The organism is Vibrio eleionomae, from assembly GCF_009874545.1.
Classification (GTDB): Bacteria; Pseudomonadota; Gammaproteobacteria; order Enterobacterales; family Vibrionaceae; genus Vibrio; species Vibrio nitrifigilis.
This window is the reverse complement of sequence record NZ_WEKT01000001.1, coordinates 139711-160863: the sequence shown is the minus strand read 5'-3', so window position 1 is coordinate 160863 and position 21153 is coordinate 139711. Positions and strand designations below refer to the sequence as shown.

General features: G+C 42.0%; 15 protein-coding genes. 5 read left to right on the top strand and 10 right to left on the bottom strand.

Features of this window, described 5'->3' with window-relative positions; genetic code table 11:
- Positions 1–61: 61 nt before the first annotated feature.
- Positions 62–2404: a PilZ domain-containing protein gene (locus F9817_RS00785; protein ID WP_161153050.1), complete on the bottom strand. Its 2343-nt coding sequence runs from the start codon at positions 2402–2404 to the stop codon at positions 62–64.
- 231 nt (positions 2405–2635) lie between these two features.
- Here F9817_RS00785 and radA point away from each other — a divergent pair, with 231 nt between their 5' ends.
- Together radA and fusA are read left to right on the top strand one after the other, a co-directional pair.
- Positions 2636–4012, top strand: coding sequence for a DNA repair protein RadA (radA, locus tag F9817_RS00780; RefSeq protein ID WP_161153049.1), 1377 nt, complete (start codon positions 2636–2638; stop codon positions 4010–4012).
- Between the two features lie 332 nt (positions 4013–4344).
- Positions 4345–6432 carry an elongation factor G gene (gene fusA, locus F9817_RS00775; protein ID WP_161153048.1) on the top strand — a complete coding sequence of 696 codons (2088 nt, stop codon included), beginning with the start codon at positions 4345–4347 and terminating at the stop codon, positions 6430–6432.
- A 438-nt stretch (positions 6433–6870) separates the two neighbouring features.
- Here fusA and F9817_RS00770 read toward each other — a convergent pair whose 3' ends face one another.
- Together F9817_RS00770 and F9817_RS00765 are read right to left on the bottom strand one after the other, a co-directional pair.
- Positions 6871–8550: an AMP-binding protein gene (locus F9817_RS00770; RefSeq protein ID WP_161153047.1), complete on the bottom strand. Its 1680-nt coding sequence runs from the start codon at positions 8548–8550 to the stop codon at positions 6871–6873.
- Between the two features lie 72 nt (positions 8551–8622).
- The gene (locus F9817_RS00765; RefSeq protein WP_161153046.1) at positions 8623–9774 is read right to left on the bottom strand and encodes an HD domain-containing phosphohydrolase; all 1152 of its coding nucleotides are present in this window, start codon (positions 9772–9774) and stop codon (positions 8623–8625) included.
- Positions 9775–10222: 448 nt separating this feature from the next.
- Between F9817_RS00765 and galM the strand changes: the two genes are divergently transcribed.
- Entirely contained in the window at positions 10223–11275 is a 1053-nt protein-coding gene (gene galM, locus F9817_RS00760; RefSeq protein WP_161153045.1) for a galactose-1-epimerase, read from the top strand.
- Between the two features lie 64 nt (positions 11276–11339).
- On the opposite strand, the gene F9817_RS00755 is transcribed toward galM, so the two are convergent.
- Genes F9817_RS00755 through F9817_RS00745 form a run of 3 tightly spaced genes read right to left on the bottom strand, consistent with a single transcriptional unit; the run spans position 11340 to position 14402 of the window.
- Positions 11340–11900 (bottom strand): gamma-glutamylcyclotransferase family protein, encoded by a 561-nt coding sequence (locus F9817_RS00755; protein ID WP_161153044.1) that lies wholly within the window; start codon positions 11898–11900, stop codon positions 11340–11342.
- 55 nt (positions 11901–11955) lie between these two features.
- A complete protein-coding gene (locus tag F9817_RS00750; RefSeq protein ID WP_161153043.1) occupies positions 11956–12894 on the bottom strand; it encodes a zinc transporter ZntB in 939 nt (312 codons plus the stop codon).
- A gap of 56 nt (positions 12895–12950) precedes the next feature.
- Positions 12951–14402 (bottom strand): RimK family protein, encoded by a 1452-nt coding sequence (locus F9817_RS00745; RefSeq protein ID WP_161153042.1) that lies wholly within the window; start codon positions 14400–14402, stop codon positions 12951–12953.
- 70 nt (positions 14403–14472) lie between these two features.
- Between F9817_RS00745 and F9817_RS00740 the strand changes: the two genes are divergently transcribed.
- Both F9817_RS00740 and F9817_RS00735 read left to right on the top strand, forming a co-directional pair.
- Entirely contained in the window at positions 14473–15561 is a 1089-nt protein-coding gene (locus F9817_RS00740) for a GNAT family N-acetyltransferase/peptidase C39 family protein (protein ID WP_161153041.1), read from the top strand.
- 225 nt (positions 15562–15786) lie between these two features.
- Positions 15787–16965: a uroporphyrinogen decarboxylase/cobalamine-independent methonine synthase family protein gene (locus F9817_RS00735; protein WP_161153040.1), complete on the top strand. Its 1179-nt coding sequence runs from the start codon at positions 15787–15789 to the stop codon at positions 16963–16965.
- 130 nt (positions 16966–17095) lie between these two features.
- Here F9817_RS00735 and F9817_RS00730 read toward each other — a convergent pair whose 3' ends face one another.
- The 4 genes from F9817_RS00730 to F9817_RS00715 form a co-directional block, all read right to left on the bottom strand.
- Positions 17096–18103, bottom strand: a complete 1008-nt coding sequence (locus tag F9817_RS00730; RefSeq protein WP_161153039.1) for an adenosine deaminase — start codon at positions 18101–18103, stop codon at positions 17096–17098.
- A gap of 287 nt (positions 18104–18390) precedes the next feature.
- Positions 18391–19422 carry a 2,3,4,5-tetrahydropyridine-2,6-dicarboxylate N-succinyltransferase gene (dapD, locus tag F9817_RS00725; RefSeq protein WP_161153038.1) on the bottom strand — a complete coding sequence of 344 codons (1032 nt, stop codon included), beginning with the start codon at positions 19420–19422 and terminating at the stop codon, positions 18391–18393.
- A 280-nt stretch (positions 19423–19702) separates the two neighbouring features.
- Positions 19703–19996, bottom strand: a complete 294-nt coding sequence (locus F9817_RS00720) for a YebG family protein (RefSeq protein ID WP_161153037.1) — start codon at positions 19994–19996, stop codon at positions 19703–19705.
- A 112-nt stretch (positions 19997–20108) separates the two neighbouring features.
- Complete coding sequence (locus F9817_RS00715) at positions 20109–21002, bottom strand: LysR family transcriptional regulator (RefSeq protein ID WP_161153036.1); 894 nt, start codon at positions 21000–21002, stop codon at positions 20109–20111.
- Positions 21003–21153 lie beyond the last annotated feature (151 nt).

Below are 21153 nucleotides of genomic sequence, written 5' to 3'. Positions count from 1 at the left end.
AAGTATTGAATCTCTGAATCATCCTCAAAATGATTCAGAGATTATGGGCCAAATGAATTGCTTATATCAGTTGTAATCGCCCTAAAACTTCATCTGTGATGTTAATGATTTCACTGTATCCCGCGAGCGCGCCAATTTCTTTTTCAATGCTAGCAGCACTAGGAATACTGACTTGAGCGAGCTCATCAAGATCAGAACCGGAAAGCTTAGTGAACGCATCAAATATCGGCGCAGATGCTAAGCGGAGTATAAATAATTCGCCCATGTTCTGGGCATTCTTCAAAAACTCAATTCGTTCCTGCGCACTGGTGAAATCGCTGCGTAGGCGCGTTTCTATCGAATTAACGCGTGAACCAAACTTAAGTATAGAAATGTATATTTCGTTAAATTGCGGTTCTACGCCTTCAATTCTCTTCATCGGATTGGCTAATAAAGAGCTAGTATGCCCTTTATAAATTGGGTCTAAAGAGAGTTTCCCTTCTTGGCCTAATTTAGATAAAAACTCGATATGCTTGGGAAGCGGAAAGTTCACCCCAACAATTTTAGGGCGTAAGTTACGTGAGCTTTTATCAACAAAAACCGGCGAACTTACCATCCTATCTAGCAAGATATTATGCAAACTCTCTAGTAATTGTGGTGATGGAAGAAGTTCTGGCTTCTCAATTAATTTGTGATGATTGTGATTTATGACACTACTAAAGAAAGCAATGACCTTCATTGTGTGGGAATTCTCTTCCAACATCAGTTGAATACGTCGTCCTTCAGGGCTAACGCGTATAACCTGATAGGGCACTTTGTCTAAGGGCAGAGTTTTGTCATACAGTTTCAGTTCTTTGAAATCGATAGTAACAATATCTTGTACCCGTAAATTCAGTGGCTCCTCGACAATAATGCTTAACCCACGCTTCGATATATCGACGGTATAGCCAGTGTGTTTTCCTGATTCATTGTCTACCAGATCGAGCGGTGTCTGAAATTGATAGCGAGGTTCTTTCCGGCGACACAATGCATCAAAGTAAACACTCATTGGCATTCCTTTGACTTTTCTCGGATGGCAGAATTCGTTAATGGCTTTTGAGGTTAAATTCGGTTTGTCGACAAATAAGTAATCTTTAGCTGACTCAATATCGCTGATCTCTTGCAATACACCGTAGTGAGTAAGATTACGAGATCGTTGGGCAAGCTCATCGCTATGACTTGCCAAAAGTGTTCTTTCTTCTTTTGATAGCTCAAATACATAGAGACGAAAGACTTTCCAGCTATCTCGTTTTGCACCGATATGCCAAAACAGCTTTCTCTGATCGGGCGTTGCTTCTGGCATCATCATAGAAAAGAATAAAGTTTTATCTTGGTATTCGTGTTTAAACGAATAAAGGACATTGTTGCTGTCATGCAAACCCGGCCGCACCAAGTTTTCCATTCTGCTTTTATTAAAAAGGGTGCCTAGTGCTTGTTGGTTGCGTTCATCATGCCAATACTGCCAAAGTGGATAATTGTTTTCAGTAATCAGCACCAGTTTTAATTCATCACCACTGAAGAACAAGGGGAGAGAGCAGCTGTGTTTTAAATAGGCATGCTCATAAGCCCTTGTTCGAGCGCGAATTATTTTATCTTGATTATCATGTTTGGCTTTTTTACGAGTTGAGTTGAGTGATTCAACGATCACTCGTTCCACCGCGTCAGTTTTTGTTAGTCTAAGAACACGCAGAAACTTAACCGCATCATTATCATAAGAGTCATCAACGGCGAGAATACGATACTCAACACCTTGCTCTAATTCTGTGATGTCATGATCTTTTAATAGCTCAACAAATTTTATGGTGATGGTGTCGCCTAATTTATAGTCAAAAAAAGACGGTACTTTTAGGCGAGCTCCTGAGCTTGATAAATCAACACTTAACCCATGAATGATTTGCTGTTTATTATTGAGGTGTATTTGTATTTGCGTGCTAATACGTAGACGATTTTCTGCCCGCTTTAGATCGTAGCCAAGTTTAATCGGCTCAGCTTCAAATAACGGCTTTTGTGTTTCCGAATCTTTGGGATTATCACCATGTTTTTGCATCACACGAAAGTTATTGCGAGTATTGTTTAGCGCTGACCAAACACCTTCTGTATAAGCACCATATTTACGAATGTTTTTATGGTAGGCATTGAACGCAACATCATCGAACCAATGTTTAATTCCATCTAATTCGTATTCTCGACAATCTCCACTGACACGGCCTCGTAGATCGATGGTCTTTGAACACGGGGCCATAATGCGATTTAGTTCCATTTTCACAAGTAACTTCGCGGAAGGTCCTTCCCCTTGAGTTATTTGATCAAGAAGATAATCTAAATCACCTGAGTGATAAGCGGGGATCAACCGCTCAGCGAGGGAGAGAATGTCTGATTGCTGCATACATATCTTTCAGAGTTATAGTTTGAATAAAATATCGGCAGTTTTCATTATATCTTTAGATACAACGGTCTTTCCGCGATCCATCTTGTAATCAGCGGCTATTAAATCGCCCATTTTTGTAAATATACTGGTCCAAAGGTACTTTGATTCTCGCATCTTAATAACGCAATAAGTATATTATTGGTGATTAGACTAGAATTGTCATTTTTTGAATAGAATTATTGAGGTTTCATGGCTAAAGCAAAACGTGCTTATGTGTGTAATGAATGTGGGGCTGATTTTCCACGTTGGCAGGGACAATGCAGTGCTTGTGGTGCTTGGAATACCATAACAGAGGTTCGTTTAGCTGCCTCTCCACAAGTTGCTCGCAATGAACGCTTGAGTGGCTATGCTGGAGCCAGTGAGTCCAAAGTTCAAATTCTGTCGGAAATTGATTTAGAAGATGTACCGCGCTTTACTAGTGGTTTTAAAGAATTCGATCGAGTGCTCGGTGGCGGGATTGTGCCTGGCGCGGCTGTCTTAATTGGCGGTAACCCTGGCGCAGGTAAATCGACATTACTGTTACAAACCATGTGTTTTTTGTCATCACAAATGCCAACACTTTATGTCACGGGTGAAGAATCACTGCAACAGGTGGCAATGCGAGCATCTCGTTTAGGTTTACCCAAAGAGCATTTGAAAATGCTCTCGGAAACGAACGTCGATAAGATTTGTCAGATAGCAGAAAAAGAACAACCCAAAATAATGGTGATTGATTCGATTCAAGTGATGCACGTTTCTGATGTTCAGTCTTCACCAGGTAGTGTCTCGCAGGTAAGGGAATCTGCGACGGCATTAACGCGTTATGCAAAGCAAAATAATGTCGCTGTCTTTATTGTTGGTCACGTGACCAAAGATGGCACTTTGGCAGGTCCTAAAGTGCTTGAGCACATTATTGATTGCTCAGTGTTACTTGATGGCAGTACTGACACACGTTTTCGTACCTTACGTAGTCATAAAAACCGCTTTGGTGCCGTGAACGAACTTGGTGTGTTCGCGATGACAGGGCAGGGTTTACGTGAGGTAAAAAACCCTTCTGCAATATTCCTATCTCGTGGCGAAGAAGAAACGTCTGGCAGCTCTGTGATGGTGGTGTGGGAAGGAACTCGCCCTTTGCTGGTGGAAATTCAAGCCTTAGTCGACTATTCACAATTGGCGAACCCGCGCCGAGTGGCGGTTGGTCTTGAACAGAATCGCCTTTCTTTATTATTGGCGGTTTTACATAAGCATGGCGGACTCCAAATGGCGGACCAAGATGTATTTGTTAATGTGGTAGGTGGGGTAAAGGTAACCGAAACCAGCGCCGACTTAGCGTTGGTGATCGCGTTATTGTCGAGTTTTCGAGATCGTAGTATTCCTAAAGATGTGGTCGTGTTTGGTGAAGTTGGCTTGGCTGGAGAGATTCGTCCGGTACCGAGCGGGCAAGAACGACTGAATGAAGCGTTTAAGCATGGCTTTCGCAAAGCAATTGTTCCTGCTGCTAATATGCCTAAACATGGTATTGAAGGTATGCAGATACATGGTGTAAAAAAATTATCAGAAGCCATTGAAGCCTTTGATGAACTTTAGATAGTATGTGCCTTCACTAAGAAAATGCATAAAACTAGCCGCCAAATATGGCGGCTATCTTGTTATTAGCTATAATTCTTGGCTGAAGTTCTGCTTGTAAAGGAACATGTTAGTTAGTCATGGAGTTCGATAAAATAGGACTTATTTTTATATATAAAATAGTGACTTATTAAGGGTGTAATAAAATGTTCAAATGCTTATTCGCACTCTTAACAAGTGGTTAAAAACGCAAGCAGTAAATTTTTTATTTGAATATGCACGCAGGACTATCAGTCTAGATAGATTATGGTATACTCTGCGCGCACTTTATACCTTATTAACAGAGTAAGACAATGACTACTGATTTATCGAAATACAGAAACATTGGTATTTTCGCGCACGTTGATGCGGGTAAAACTACCACTACTGAGCGTATCCTAAAGCTAACTGGTATGATCCACAAAACTGGTGAAGTTCATGACGGTGAATCAACTACCGACTTCATGGAACAGGAAGCTGAACGTGGTATTACTATCCAATCTGCGGCAGTATCATGTTTCTGGAAAGGTCACCGTTTAAACGTTATCGACACCCCAGGACACGTTGACTTCACAGTAGAAGTTTACCGTTCTCTAAAAGTTCTAGACGGTGGTATCGGTGTATTCTGTGGTTCAGGTGGTGTAGAACCTCAATCTGAAACTAACTGGCGCTACGCTAACGAATCAGAAGTATCACGTATCATCTTCGTGAACAAACTGGACCGTATGGGTGCAGACTTCTACCGCGTTGTTGACCAAGTTAAAAACGTTCTTGCTGCAACTCCACTAGTAATGACTCTACCTATCGGTATCGAAGAAGATTTCGTGGGTGTTGTTGACGTTCTTAGCCGCCAAGCGTTCGTATGGGATGACACTGGTCTTCCTGAAAACTACGAAATCAAAGAAGTTCCAGCTGACATGGTAGATGACGTTGAGCAATACCGTGAAGAGCTAATCGAAACTGCAGTTGAGCAAGACGACGAACTAATGATGGCTTACATGGATGGCGAAGAGCCTTCAATCGAAGACATCAAACGTTGTATCCGTAAAGGTACTCGTGACCTAGCGTTCTTCCCAACTTACTGTGGTTCTGCGTTCAAAAACAAAGGTGTTCAACTAGTACTTGACGCTGTTGTCGATTACCTACCAGCTCCAACTGAAGTTGAGCCACAGCCGCTAATGGATGAAGAAGGCAACGAAACTGGCGAACACGCTATCGTTTCTGCTGACGAAACATTCAAAGCGCTAGCATTCAAAATCATGGATGACCGTTTCGGCGCACTAACTTTCGTTCGTATTTACTCTGGTAAATTGAACAAAGGCGACACCGTCCTTAACGCGTTTACTGGTAAAACTGAACGTGTTGGTCGTATGGTTGAAATGCAAGCTGACGATCGTAAAGAACTGACTACTGCTCAAGCGGGCGACATCATCGCTATCGTTGGTATGAAGAACGTTCAAACTGGTCACACTCTATGTGATCCTAAAGATAAAGTTACTTTGGAGCCAATGGTATTCCCAACTCCAGTAATCTCAATCGCAGTGAAACCTAAAGACAAAGGTTCAACTGAGAAAATGGGTATCGCGATCGGTAAAATGGTTGCAGAAGATCCATCATTCCAAGTTGAGACTGATGAAGATTCAGGTGAAACTATCCTGAAAGGTATGGGTGAACTTCACCTAGACATCAAAGTGGACATCCTTAAACGTACTTACGGCGTTGAACTAGAAGTGGGTGCTCCACAAGTTGCTTACCGTGAAACTATCACTCAACCTGTTGAAGATAGCTACACGCATAAGAAACAGTCTGGTGGTTCAGGTCAGTTCGCGAAAATTGACTACCGTATCAAACCAGGTGAGCAAAACTCTGGCTTCTCGTTCTCTTCAACAGTTGTTGGTGGTAACGTACCGAAAGAATTCTGGCCAGCAGTTGAGAAAGGCTTCGGCAGCATGATGCTTGAAGGCCCTCTAGCAGGCTTCCCTGTACTAGACGTTGAAGTTGAACTGTTCGACGGTGGTTTCCACGCAGTTGACTCTTCAGCAATCGCTTACGAAATCGCAGCGAAAGGTGCATTCCGTCAGTCTATGCCTAAAGCAGGTCCTCAGCTTCTAGAGCCAATCATGCACGTTGACGTATTCTCTCCTGAAGATAACGTTGGTGATGTAATCGGTGACTTGAACCGTCGTCGTGGTATGATCAAAAACCAAGAAGCTGGCGCGACTGGTGTTCGTATTAAAGCAGACGTTCCACTATCTGAAATGTTCGGCTACATCGGTCACCTACGTACTATCACTTCTGGCCGTGGTCAATTCTCTATGGAATTCGATCACTACGCAGCTTGTCCAGCAAACGTTGCTGAAAAAGTTATCGCAGAAGTTAAAGAGCGTAACGCTAACAAATAATAGTTCTTTGAACTGTATTTGATAAAAAGCCCCTTGATAGGGGCTTTTTTTATGCTTGTTGATGAAGCTCTGAATCCTGCATATAGAAGTCATTTGGGTATATATCTAGTTTTTATCTGTATATGAAAATTTGTCATCAAATAAAACTTGATATGTGTCACATTTATATCTATATATTGTACTGTGATTGGTGATTAAAACAGCAGTGAGAGAGATTAAATGAATAATTATGAACATGTAGCGAGTCATAGTGAAGTCAGTGTAATAACCCATTCACCTTCTTTACGTGATACCGTGAAAAATGCTTTTGGTATACTAACGCTCTGGGCAGTGGCGAGTGCAGCCATTGCCGTGATTAGTTCTAATTGGATTTCGTTGTAAAACAGTTAGCGCAGACAAGCGTTGAATATTGTGAAAGACGTCTATATGGCGTCTTTTTTATTCCCAGTGAATCAGTTGGTTGTCTGGCCAATGTTCTTCAAGGCCGTGGTATTTTTTTTCTAGTTCAAAGCGTTTGATTTTTAGTGTGGGAGTCAAAATACCATTTTCAATACTCCATGGTTCCTTAACCATCAATACGCGCTTGATTTTCGCATGAGGCTCCAAGTCTTGATTAATATGATCAATAATTCTCTGTGTTGCTTTCTCATACCGCTGTTTATCAAAGTGAGGAAATTGATGTGGAACGACAAGAAGTAATGGGCTCGTCATCCCAGAACCTATCAAGCAAAGCATCTCCACTCGACTATGTTCATAAAGACGTTTTTCAATCGGAACTGGTGCAACAAACTTACCTTTTGCTGTTTTAAAGCTATCTTTTTTCCTGCCTAATAATGTGAGATATCCGGATTCATCTATTTCACCAATGTCTCCGGTTTTAAGCCAGCCATAGTCAGTAAACATAGCTCGAGTCTCTTCTTGACTATGGTAATAGCCAGCGAATAAACCAGAACTTTTGACTAATACTTCTCCATCTTCTGCGATTTTAAGTTCAATCCCCGGCCCGGCTCTTCCAACTGTTCCTATTTTATTTTCGCAAAACGGATAATTTAGAGTGCTATAACCAAAGGTTTCAGTCATTCCCCAGGCTTCGGTAATTTCCAACCCAAGCCGGTTATACCATTGTAATAGAGATGGTGAGACTGGCGCTGACCCACAGCCAAGCACTCGGGCATTTTCTAACCCTAATCCATGGATGACTTTGCGCTGAATTACTCTTTTTATGAAAGGAATTGAGAGCAGTGTTTTCAATAGCTTATCAGAGAGTTTGTCTTGAATTCGTTGTTGAAATAGTTGCCAAAGTCGAGGCACGGAAATAAATAAGGTTGGGCGCTGCATTTTGACATCATCAATGAAGGTGTCTAATGATTCAGGAAAGGCAGTTGGGATACCGACCATGATAGAAGAGCCCAAAATATATACTCGTTCGGTAATGTGCGCCAAAGGGAGGTAGGAAAATAGGGTATCTTGTGAATGAATACCGATATGGTCAACGATCTGTTTGACTGACCATGAGTAGGCCCCATAGGTTAATATTGCGCCTTTCGGAATACCAGACGTGCCAGAGGTATAAACTAAAGACATGACTTTGTCATCATGATGGATTGGGCGTTCTTTACTGGGTGGATAATGACTAATGAGGTAATCGAAATGATATTGGCAAGGTGGTGCTGAATCATAGGGGAGAGCGATCGTCGTCAAATCACTCATATCTTGAAAAACTTGTTGAACTGCGGATGAGTCATCCAGTTTGCCAGCAATAACGAAGCGGCAATCACTATGGGTAAGACAGTACTCGATAGTTTGTGAATTGGCGGTTGGAAAGAGAGGAACGCTGATAAAGTCACCTAACATGAAGGCGATATCGCAGATAAACCATTCAGCACAATTCTTTGAAATAATGGATATTTTATCTCCGGGTTGCGCACCTAAATCTCGCAGTGCCGTGACTAATCTTAGCGCTTGCTCGGCCACTTGGATATATGTGTATTCTTTAAATTTTCGCCGCTTTATTTGTCTCAAGTAAACATCATTTGGCCGGACTCTCGCCCAATTAAGAAGCAACTCATTGGGGGGCGGCAGAGTACAGCGTGGTGATTTGTCATCCTGTGTCCGCATTTCATACTCCTACATAACGGAAAGAGTCAGTCGGGCTAATTTGGGATAGATTTCAGCTAAGTGTAGTTCATCCTAATTAATTAATGATATACAAGGATCTTTCCCAGGGTTATGGCGAATAATATCATCTAGCTCGTCTTGGTGTTCCCGTAGGGCGTTGACACAATGCCAGTCTAGTTTTCCTTGGTTGACCATCTTTTCTAGCTCTAGCAGAGCGTAAATCGTTGAGCAGCCTTGTTTATGTGGATGATGGCTGGTTAGTGCATCAAAAATATTAGCGACAGCAATAATGCGTGCTGAAGGAGGAATGTCATTACCATGCAGATGATAAGGGTAGCCACTACCATCTAAATATTCGTGATGATAGGCAACGATTTCTCTGAGTAGGTTTACACAATGGTGGTTGGGGTGATTAAGCTGCTCGATAATTTGCTCCACAAACTGTACGCCGTGTTCGATATGTTCATCGATAAGTCTGCGCTGTGCTGGTGTCAGTTCTTCTGTTGATGAGAGCACGTTATAAGGGATAGATAGCTTACCAATATCGTGATAACGAGAAAATTGGGTAATGTTTTCAATATCTTCATCACTGAGTTCGAAAGCATTAGCGACATCTCTTGCGATGATTTGTGTCATTCTCCAGATCCGTTCACGGTGTGCAGCTCCCGCGGACCAATGACGAGGTGATGATAGGTGATGATTTCGAGTCGAATCCAACAAAGCATGTACGAGCTCATATTCGGAAATAATAGAGATCAGTAGGATGTCGATATATTCATTTAGAGCACTGACGATCACTTCCGTGAAAAAATCTTCAAGATGCGAATCGATAAACAGTATACCGATGAAATGGTGTTGGCTATATACAGGTACTGCTAACGAAGAGTGATAGCCGCGTCCAAGCAGCCATTTGGTGTGATGAGAATGAGAAGAAAACCGCTGTTCGATATTATTAACGACACGTCTTTCACCTGTTTTCGCACAAGATTGTAATGTGGGAAGATTTTTTAAGTATGCAGAGTGCTGACTTAATTCTGTTCCATTTGCAGCGCTGTCAGCATAAGTTTTCAGGATATCTGTATCGCGGTCGTATAACGCGAAAGAGAGTCGGTCAACATTAGGAATATGAGCACGGATTTGATAATGAATATCAGCAAGCTGATGATTCAATGTGGCTGAGAAGCTAGTATTACTCAGCGCGTCATTATTGCTCATCCTTTCCATAATGCCCCCATTGTGCTCTCCTGATTAAACACCTCTGTTTAGTGTAGTCTGTTGTCCCGTTGGTGGTTATTTGAACTATTTCAGTTTTGCTCAAAGGGAAACAAAAAACTGTGACCATTTGTAACGCTTTCAAGATGATTGCGCTTTTTTAAGTATTTGGGCATGACTTCAAACATTGGCAAATTTACGACTAAAGTCTGACGTAATGTTATTGAAGTCTTATTTTACTGTTTTGGAAACGTTTACACTTTGAAGGATTGATCACAGACCCTAAATCACTCACGTTGTTAGACTTCGGGCCACAACTAATTTAAGCACCAACAAGCGATAAAACTTATATATACCAATCACTTCAAAAGACATTGTCTGGGTTTTGACGCGGTGAATGTCAAACCTGCGAAGGATAGGGATAAATTAGTCACGTTATGTTGGGAAGGAGACATGAATAATGAGTCAAACATTACTGACATCGATGGCAGAACAGCCGGCTTATGACGGTCAACCAGCCCAATTAATTGCGCTTACTAATGCAAATGGTATGCAGCTTGTGTTTATGGATATTGGTGCCACATGGTTAAGTTGTGAAGTACCGGTAAAAGGCGAAATACGTCAGGTTTTACTCGGCGTCGGTGACATGGAAGGCTTTAAGAAACAAACCAGTTTCTTAGGTGCGACTGTCGGTCGTTATGCAAACCGTATTACTAATTCTCAATTTGAACTTAACGGTAAAAGCTATCACCTGACAGCGAATCAAGCTCAGCATTGTCTGCATGGTGGCGTTCAAGGGTGGAGTCATTTGCGTTGGGCTATTAAAGATCAGCAGGCGCAAAAAGTTGTATTTTCTATGTCATCTCCAGATGGAGACCAAGGTTTTCCAGGTAATGTTGAAGCAACAGTGACTTTCACGTTAACCGATGATAATCAGGTTTTGATTGATTACACCGCGACGACCGATGCCACCACACCTATTAATTTAACCAATCACGCGTATTTTAATTTGATGGGGGCAGATTCGGGCACGGATGTTTTGCAGGATACGTTAACGATTAAAGCGGATAGTTACTTACCCACTGATAACTTAGGCATTCCTTTGCAACAAGGTTTAGTGCCGGTTGAGGGAACGGCTTTTGACTTTAGACACGGTGAAAAAATAGGGGCTTGCTTACTCAAGGAAGAACAACAGAAATTAGTCAATGGCTATGACCATAGCTATTACTTAGGCAGTCCATCATTAGATACACCGGTTGCTACTGTGTTGTCTGCTGACAAAGCAATAACCATGAATGTATTCACGAATAAACCTGCTATTCAGCTTTATACCGGTAACTGGCTAGAAGGCACTCCAAGTAGAACTGGGGGGCATTATCAAAACTACCAAGGTGTTGCTTTAGAAACGCAATATTTGCCAGATTCTCCCAACCGTTCTGATTGGCCTCATGACGAATGCTGGTTAGAGCCGGGACAAACGTATCAATTCTCTACCATTTATCAATTTAAATAACGGGTAAACGGGTCGATGGATAAAAACCTCAGTTCACTAAACTGAGGTTTTTTATCTTGATGGGTTAAGAAAGCGCGAATACTGGGGTCAGTAACTTATCGATCGATACTTGGTGATGTGGTTTAACACCTGCCACTCTTTGATACTTCGGTGCTTGTCGATCATTTTCATAAGGACAATGCCACCCAACGGTGTGCTCAATAAAGTGGCGAGCAAACTGCTCTGATATATCCAAACACCCAGCAATAACCGTGTCGACATAACTTTGTACAATAGGGCTATTTGAGCAAGGTTGTTGATAATTATCAGTCACATAAACCCAGATAGGTTGAGCAGTATCGAATGAACATTCGGTTTCTATTTGATTAGCATTGATTTGTATACGTTGATAGCCAGCTTCACGACGGTCGAAATTAGGTAACTCATTATCATCAACTTGCAGCAAGACACCGCTGACTTCTCCCTCCCCTTGATTGACTATCAGTGGTGACATGATATAGCTATCGTCAATCTTTCCCCAATAACGTACTAGCCCCTTTGCAACAACAGGGATAGCGTCTCCGGTTTGACCGGTTAACTGACGTGAGGAGGCGTTAATTAAACTACCGTAGCCGAAAATATACATAAATACTCCTTAAAACGACCCTGATTGCATCCTGCAGACTGGGTAACAGCGGATTCTAAGATTGACTGAAAAATTTTAATCGACTCAGAATGAAAAATTCAAGACCAAAAATAACCACTAATCCAAGGCAAAACAAGGTAAACGCAATCGGGGATTCTGTGCCGGGAATACCTCCCACATTAACCCCTAGCAAGCCCGTTAAGAAACTGGTAGGTAAGAAGATCGCAGCGATAACCGAAAATAAATAGGTGTTTTGGTTCATTTTTTCTGCGTGATATTGGCGCAATTCACCTTTAATAATGTCCAGTTCACTCAAGAAAAAATCTAAATTTTCATTAATTCTTACGATGGTATTAACGCTGTGACGAAGGCGTAACTGCTTAGATTCAGACAGAGGAATGTTCGAATTGAAATAGTCGTCAATGGCATATTGCTGAGGTTTAATAAACCGTTTAATTTTTAGTAAGGCTTTATGCGTTTGCATTAACTCTTCGCTTAGCTCTAGCTCTTCATCAAATTTATCGATCTTATCTTCAATCGTATCTAGGTAGTTATCAATATTACGATTTAATCCATCGATGATATTCATGACCAAATCGGCCAAATTATTAGGGCCTTTTTGATTTTCCAATTTTTCACGAATGGTCGCGACGGTTTTAGAAGGGATCCGGCGAGTAGAAATAATGGCACCATTTACATAGAGTAAACGAATACTCAACATGTCTTCTGGATTGGCATTCTGATTGAGGTTGACACCACGTAAAATCAGTAAGAAATGGTTATCTTCATACTCTTCAAATAGAGGCCGAGTATCTTCGGCAAGTAAACTATCAATGATTGATGTCGGTACTTGATTCTTTTCTAGCCAAGGACGAACGGCATGTTCATCACGCATACAGTGATACCAATGATTCGGTTCAATACTCTCTGGGCTTAAAATATCACGCTGTGCATTGGTTTCGTTAAATTGCCAGTGATCAAGTAGAAAATCCATGCAATCTCCTTGAGATAAGTAGGCACAGCTTCAATCAAAGAAGCTGTACTTTGGGGTTACAATCCTCGCAGCTGAATACGGCGTAGGAACTCGGTCATGATGCGGTCATAAAGGAGATCGCCTAAGAAGCCGTCTTCTACAGTATGGTCGATACTTGGGTTGTCGTTAACCTCTATGACATAAACTTGACCATCTATCTCTTTTAGGTCAACACCATAGAGACCACCACCAATTAAGTTTGCTGCTTTTAATGCAGTATCAACTACCGCTTTGGGTACTTGCTTCATATCAAAGCTTTCAAAACCGCCCGAACTTACCCGGCCACTATTAAAGTGTTGGTATATTTGCCAGTGACCACGACTCATCATGTATTTACAGGCAAAAATTGGATGACGGTTTAAAATACCAATACGCCAGTCGTAGTCAGTTGGCATAAAGGCTTGCGCCAAAATCAACGCGCTTTTGCTAAATAGTTTGTCCGCTTCAGTTTCCAGTTCTTCAACGGTTTTTACTTTCACTACCCCACGTGAAAATGCGCCATCTGGAATTTTTAATACCAATGGGAAATCCAATACTTCCAACAAGTGCTCTTTCCAATCAGGATCAAAGCTCTGCAATATGACACTGTTAGGTGCAGGAACTTGGTTACGCTGGAGTAGCTCTGTGAGGAAGACTTTATTGGTACATTTCATAATGGATTCAGGATCATCCATCACAATTAATCCCATTTTTTCTGCTTTTTTCGCAAAACGGTAAGTGTAGTTACTGATGCTGGTTGTTGCACGAATAAATAGTGCATCAAACTCACCAAGACGTGAGCCATCATCGGGAGAAATAACTTCTAAATTCATGCCTAAACGATTGGCTGCACGGCGAAATCGTTTTAGTGCTGACTTATCAGAAGGTGGCATTTTTTCTTCTTCATCCACCAACATAGCAATATCGTAGCGATATTTTTTATCCTGTTTAGGGCGACGCCATACCTTACTTGAGAACATTTCCAGCGATTCAATGAAGAAGTCTTCTTCCTGACCTTGTAGATCCTGAAATGGAAATGGCGCTACTTTCTTGATTTGCCAATGTCCGTCAAGCGTACCGACTTCAAGTTCGATCACGGGCACCATGAATTGTTCAAATAACAATCTTGCGAGTTTTTCCAAACCTTTATGTTGGGTACGGCCAAAGTAAATTTTGCAGCGGATAGGATCTTCTTCACTACATAATTTATGAATTTTGATTAAATCAGATGAAAGTAAAAGCGGTTGGTTGATGTCATTAATTGCCATTACTCGTGGAATAACACGGTGACCCCGCGCTTCCGCCATTAAAGAGCAGTAGTAGCCGCTGCTCATATAACCGTAATCGCGACACAAGTTAACAACTTGAATACTTTTGTGATTGTGTTTCCAATCAGAGTTGAGATATTGATCGACACTAACAACTTGTTCAGAAGGGAAATATTGCTGCCAGTCACTGACTTTATCGGTCACGATTAAAAGGTTAGCCATAACTATAGGTTTCCTGTTGCATTGGATCTATGATTGATGCGCAATCTTGCTAACCACCTAAGGACATCGTATGGACTTTCGTCATGCGAAGAGTACTGACCTCACTGCGCTTAATGCATTAGAGCTGGCGCTGTTTGATGGAGATAGAATTTCTCCCCGCCAAATGAAGCGCTTTTTGCAATCCCCTCATGCCATTCTCTTTGTTGCGGATTCCGGCGAGCAATTAGCGGGTTATGCATTACTACTATTTCATCAAGGTACACAGCTTTCAAGGTTATATTCGATTGCCGTAACACCTGATTTCAGAGGCCGGGGGATTGCTCAAAAATTACTGGAGCAATGCGAGCGTGCTGCTCTTGATCAAGGCTCGACTACATTAAGACTAGAAGTGCGAGAAGACAATACTGCTGCGATAAATTTATATGAAAAATTAGGCTATCAGACATTCAAGCTACTGATTCATTACTACGACGATCTGTGTGATGGCCGTCGGTTACAAAAGCGCTTAACTCCAACAGAACCCAAAGTCATGCTCAATATGCCTTTGTATGTGCAAACGACCCCTTTTACTTGTGGTGCTGCATGTCTTTTAATGAGTTTTGGGTGCTTGAATCCAGAGTATGAACCTAGCCGAACTGAAGAGTTGCAACTGTGGCGTGAGGCGACAACGATCTTTATGGCTGCTGGACATGGAGGGTGTAGTGGTCATGGTTTAGCGTTAGCTGCATCTCGTCGTGGTTATCATGTCGAGCTTTGGAGTCAATCGAGAGGGATCCCGTTTATTGATAGTGTGCGGGATGAGAATAAAAAAGCAGTGATAGAAATCGTTCATCAAGACTTTTGCCATCAGTTAGAGCACTCAGATACCCATATGATTGATGCTCCACCAACCCAAGCGCAATTTGAACAGTGGATAAGGCAAGGTGCTTGCGTATTACTACTGATTAGTACTTATCGGTTTGATGGTAAAAAGGAACCGCATTGGATTATTTTAAGTGGCATGAGTGAGAAGTTTTTTTTCTTTCACGATCCTCACTCTGAAACAGAAAATGATGTGATGGCATCTGGCTACGTGCCTGTTGGTAAAGCTGCGCTCCAACAGATTATTGGTTTTGGAAAGCAGAAACAGATCGCTTGCGTCGTGATCCAAAATAAATAAAAAATAAGGACAGGCACGGTTTCATGCCAGTCCTTATTATAAAAATTCAGTCTGTATTTTATGTATAACTAATTAATATTAAATGATTTTTAATAATAATATTAAATTAGGTGCAATTGAATTTTCATATTATTCAATATGAAGTTTTTTCATTTGGCCATCTATACGTCTCTGAGTATTATGAAACGGAACTAAAGAATTCCTACAAATTCAGGGAGAAATACAATGCCTCAATCTCAGCTTAAAGCACCTTTCCATGCCGACGTTGTCGGTAGTTACCTACGCCCTCAATATCTCCATGATGCGCGTCGCCAATTTGAAAACGGTGATATTGATGCCGCTCAGCTAAAAGCGATTGAAGACAAGGCCATCACTGAATTAGTCGAAAAACAAAAATCACTAGGCTTGAAAGTGATTACCGATGGTGAATTCCGTCGCTCATACTGGCACTTAGATTTTATGTGGGGTCTAAACGGTGTTGAACACCATGAACTAAATAAAGGCTACCAATTCGTGAATATGGTAACCCGTGCAGACAGTGCTCGCCTAACTGGTAAATTATCCGGTGAAAATCACCCATTCATTGAGCACTTCAAGTTCTTGGCTGACTTAGCGGATGAAAACGTTCTTCCTCGTTTGACTGTTCCTGCGCCAGCACAATTTCTTGCGGAACTTCAACGTTCTGAAAATCAGGAAACAACCAAAGCAGTTTATGCTGATGAAAATGAACTTATCGAAGATATTGCTAAAGCATACCAAACGTTCTTTAAAGAGCTAGCAGCGGCAGGTTGTACTAACGTACAAATTGATGACTGTACTTGGGGCATGCTTGTTGACCCTAAATTCGCAGCAAAAGGCGCAGCAGATACACCATTATCAGAAGCAAGTGCATGCGGATGTGGCGCTTCTCATGAGCTATCCCATGAAACTCGCGTTGCTGATGCAGCAGAAGCTTATCTAACAGTAAACAACAAAGCTATCGAGAACGCACCGGAAGGTTTAACTGTAACGACTCACGTATGTCGTGGTAACTACCGTTCTCACTGGGCTGCAAGTGGCGGTTACGCTCCAGTTGCTAAAGTTTTATTTGGTCGTGAAAATGTTGATGCCTACTACCTAGAGTTTGATACTGACCGCGCAGGTGATTTTTCTCCACTTGCTGAAGTAACGGGTGATAAAAAAGTCGTTCTCGGATTGGTTTCTTCTAAAATTCCAGAGCTAGAAGATGCAGCGACGATTGTGGCTCGTATTAAAGAAGCCTCTCAATACGTTCCTTTAGAACGTCTTTACTTAAGTACTCAGTGTGGTTTTGCTTCTACTGAAGAAGGTAATGCTCTGACTGAAGAAGAACAGTGGGCGAAAATCAAACTGGTTCAAGAAGTAGCGAAACAAGTTTGGGAATAAGTTAAATATATCAAATAGATATAATTTTTCTTTTAAAAAGCAGTATCTCGTTGAGATACTGCTTTTTGTTGTAGCTTACTTAAATCATTCACGCATAGACAGAAAAAGAGAGCCGAGACTCTCTTAGGAATTAGCCATGAATGGTTAAGAATTTGTGCACCGTGTTCTTCATTTGCTGTTTTTCTTGATCAGCAATGAAGCTTGCTTCAATCGCATTAAGCGTAAATTGTGCTAGCTCTTCATGGCTCATTGGATGCGCATCTGCAACGGCATTGAAGTTGTCGGTCATGTAGCCACCAAAGTAGGCGGGGTCATCGGAGTTGATGGTGACGCACAATCCTTGACGCAGTAGTTCCACGATGTTGTGTTCTTCCATCTCTTCAAACACTTTTAGTTTGAGATTTGACAGTGGGCAAACGGTGAGTGGCATGCGCGTTTCAGCCAATTCAGTGACTAATGCTTTATCTTCAACACAGCGAACCCCATGATCGACACGGTGGACACCGAGAATATCGATGGCATTACGAATATTCATTGCTGGGCCTTCTTCACCTGCGTGGGCAACGGCTAAAAATCCGGCCTCATGAGCTTGGCGGAAAACTTCAGTAAATTTTTCTGGTGGATGACCTTGTTCAGAAGAGTCGAGACCCACACCAATGATTTTGTCTTTGTATGGTAATGCTTGTTCAAGTGTTTTGATGGCGTCTTCTTCGCTGAGATGGCGTAAGAAACACATGATGATCTGGCTAGAGATCCCCAGTTCCTTTTTGCCTTGGTCTAGCGCTTTACTGATTCCTTCAATCACGGTTTCAAAAGCCACACCACGCGCAGTATGCGTTTGTGGATCAAAGAAGATTTCTGTATGAATAACATTGTCTTCTTTACAGCGCAGTAAATAAGCCCAAGTCAGATCGTAAAAGTCTTGCTCATGGAGAAGTACGTTTGCACCTTGATAATAGATATCTAGGAAGTCTTGTAAGTTAGTAAACTGATAGGCATCGCGCACTTCCTGTGGTGAAGTGAAGGGTATGTCTACCTGGTTACGCTGAGCCAGTTCAAACATCAATTCAGGCTCTAGTGAACCTTCGATATGTAGATGCAGTTCTACCTTAGGTAGTTGCTGAATAAAGCGGTGCATGCAATCCCCTTGTTTTTCATCAAAGCAATAAAACTCGCCCTTCGGGAGCTCATCAACAAACCTATTTCTGCGCCCAATCACGTTAAAAGGGAATGACCATTCCTGCCGTGATTGAGCTTGACCTAGGCTCGTTGATGAAGCTCTGAATCCTGCATCTTGAGGTCATTTGGGTATAACTATAAGCACAAAATATGCCATATTACGGATATAGGAAAAAGGCTAGCACTTAGGTGCTAGCCTTCCATCAATAGCATGTTTTAAAAGATAATTTTAAAACTCTGGCCTGATTAGTTGTTGCTGTGTAGCGCGCTGTTTAGTTCAACTGCTGATTTGTTTGCTAGGCACTCAACTTGACCAGTTTGTGAATTACGGCGGAATAGTAGATCAGAAACCCCTGCTAGGTCACGTGCTTTTACAATTTCTACTTCTTTTCCTTCTTTATCTAGCATGCGTACTTTTGTACCCGCTGTTACATAAAGACCTGATTCAACAGTACAACGGTCACCTAGAGGGAAACCAAGACCTGCGTTTGCGCCAAGCAGTGAGTTTTCGCCGATAGATACAACGACTTTACCGCCACCAGATAGCGTACCCATGATAGATGCGCCGCCGCCGATGTCTGAACCATTGCCGACCATAACACCAGCAGAGATACGACCTTCAACCATGCTTACACCTGTTGTACCTGCATTGAAGTTAATGAAACCTTCGTGCATAACGGTTGTGCCTTCGCCCACGTGAGCACCCAAACGTACACGAGACGTGTCAGCAATACGAGTACCCGTTGGTACCACGTAATCAACCATTTTAGGGAATTTATCAACACAATCGACAGACAGTGCACGGCCTGCTAGACGAGCTTCGATTTGACGGTCTGCCAATTCAGGTAGATCGATTGGACCTTCGTTAGTCCATGCAATGTTGTGTAGAAGACCGAAGATGCCATCAAGCACAGTACCGTGAGGTTGTACTAGGCGGTGTGAGATAAGTTGAAGTTTTAGGAAACCTTCAGCAACGCTTGTTGGCTGTTCATCCGTCGCCAAAATAACGAGTACAAGAGGTTGAGATGAAGCAGCTGCTTTTTCTGCAAATGTTGCGCTTGCTGCCTGATCGTTTGCTGCAAATACTGCTGCGATAGCCGATGCTTGTTCTGCCGCTACTTCAACCGCTTGATTACCTTCAGCATAATCGGTTGCTGCTGTTAGTTCTGCAACCAGTTTGTCGCTTGGATTTAGGATTGGCGTTGGGAAAAATGCTTCAATGATTTTTCCATCACGGTTTTTTGTTGCGCTACCAAAGCCAATTGCAAAGTGAGCCATAAGGAGTCTCCATTTATTTAATTTGTTATTCCAGCACTCGTGGGTTGAGCCGAGCCACGGTGATTTGATTTGTTGAGAGCCATCTTAAAGAGAGTTTTCCGCAGAAGAAAGGGCAAAAGTGTAAGACGTCGGTTAGACGATACCCTTTGTCTTTTTATCGATATGTATCTTTAGGCGGAAGTTGGCTGTTTTAAATGAAAAAACCGCTGCGATGGCAACGGTTAGGTATTAATGTCTCAGTGATTTGAGACTGATGATATAGCGAAAGAAAAAAGAGAGGTTACGCTGCGTCGTCTACCGCTGGTTTTTCTTCTTTTACTGCTTTTGGTTTTTTCGGCGTTGGTTTACGTTTTGCACCGAGAGCATAAAGCACGTCTTCTTTATTTTGCGCAAGGAACATGGCCAGTTCTTCTTGCTTGTCTTCCTGCTCTATTAATTCACTTTTACCTAGCAACTCAAAAAGCTCATCCGCCATATCCAGCATTTTGTCATAAGCGTCAGCTTCGGCTTTTGAGGTAAAGGTCATTTTCTCTTCTCCGTTGCGTTCCACCACGTACTTAACGATGACAGCCATGGTTAATCCTCTATTAGTTTGCTCATAAAATTACTGTCTATTTATACAGCAGGTTTACTAATAAGTCTAGTGACTGTTGGTAAAGTGAGATAACACGCAGGCAGGCGTTGCACTATTCACTATCCCATTGATGACAAAAGTGAATAAAGTGTTTCAATAATGGGCTTTGGTATTTTTCTTTATGAACTAGAATCCAAAAGCGACGCTTCATATCTAAAGGAATATTTAAAATGTGAACTCGGCGGTCCGCCACGGCAGCGTGAGCAGCAAGGCGTGACAAACAGGCAAAGCCCAAATTTGCCGAGACACTATTAATGATCGCTTCTGTGGTATTGAGCTCGAAGGCTTCATGCCATTGTTCTATGCGCGGAGCTACAGTACGTAAGAAAAACTCGCGTGACCCCGAGCCTGCCTCACGTAAAATCCATTCACTGTTTTCTAATTCGCTGACCGCAATTTTATCTTGTTGCGCTAATGGATGAATGGGTGAACAAATAATACACATTTCATCTTGGCTAAATTGACGACTCATTAATTGTGGATGCTGGGTTTTTCCTTCTATTAAGCCAATATCCAGTTCATAGTCGACCAGTTTTTTACAAATCAGTGCAGAGTTGGAAATAAACAAGCTTTGGGCATTGTGCTGGTATTGCTCGCGAAACTCACTTAATAGATACGGCGCGACTTGGTTACCTATCGTATCACTGGCGCCAATATGCAATTGACCAGATAGCGTTTGCTCGTCGTTAAAAACTTGATCAAGTTCATCCATGCGGCCAAGTAGCTCATCAGCAAAGGGGAGCAGTTTTTGCCCTTCTTGGTTGAGGATTAAACGGTTGTTCACGCGGTCAAACATATCGTGGCCTAACTGTTTTTCCAGTTCTGACAGCGCCATGCTCACCGCGGCTTTGGATAAGAAGAGTTTTTCGGCAGCTGCGGTGATGGTCTTTAGTTGTGTGATGGTGGTGAAAACACGTAACTGCTTGAGAGAAATATGGGCGGCCATAAATAAGTTAAGTCTTGCTGAACGAATATGTCTAATAATTAGGAAAAGCCAAACAAAGTGCAAGTGAAGAATGAGAATTCAATATTGCTGCTTTCTTCATCCTTTGAGCTGTAAAGCGGTGAATTTGCTCTTTGGTGGTAGTCAGTTATGT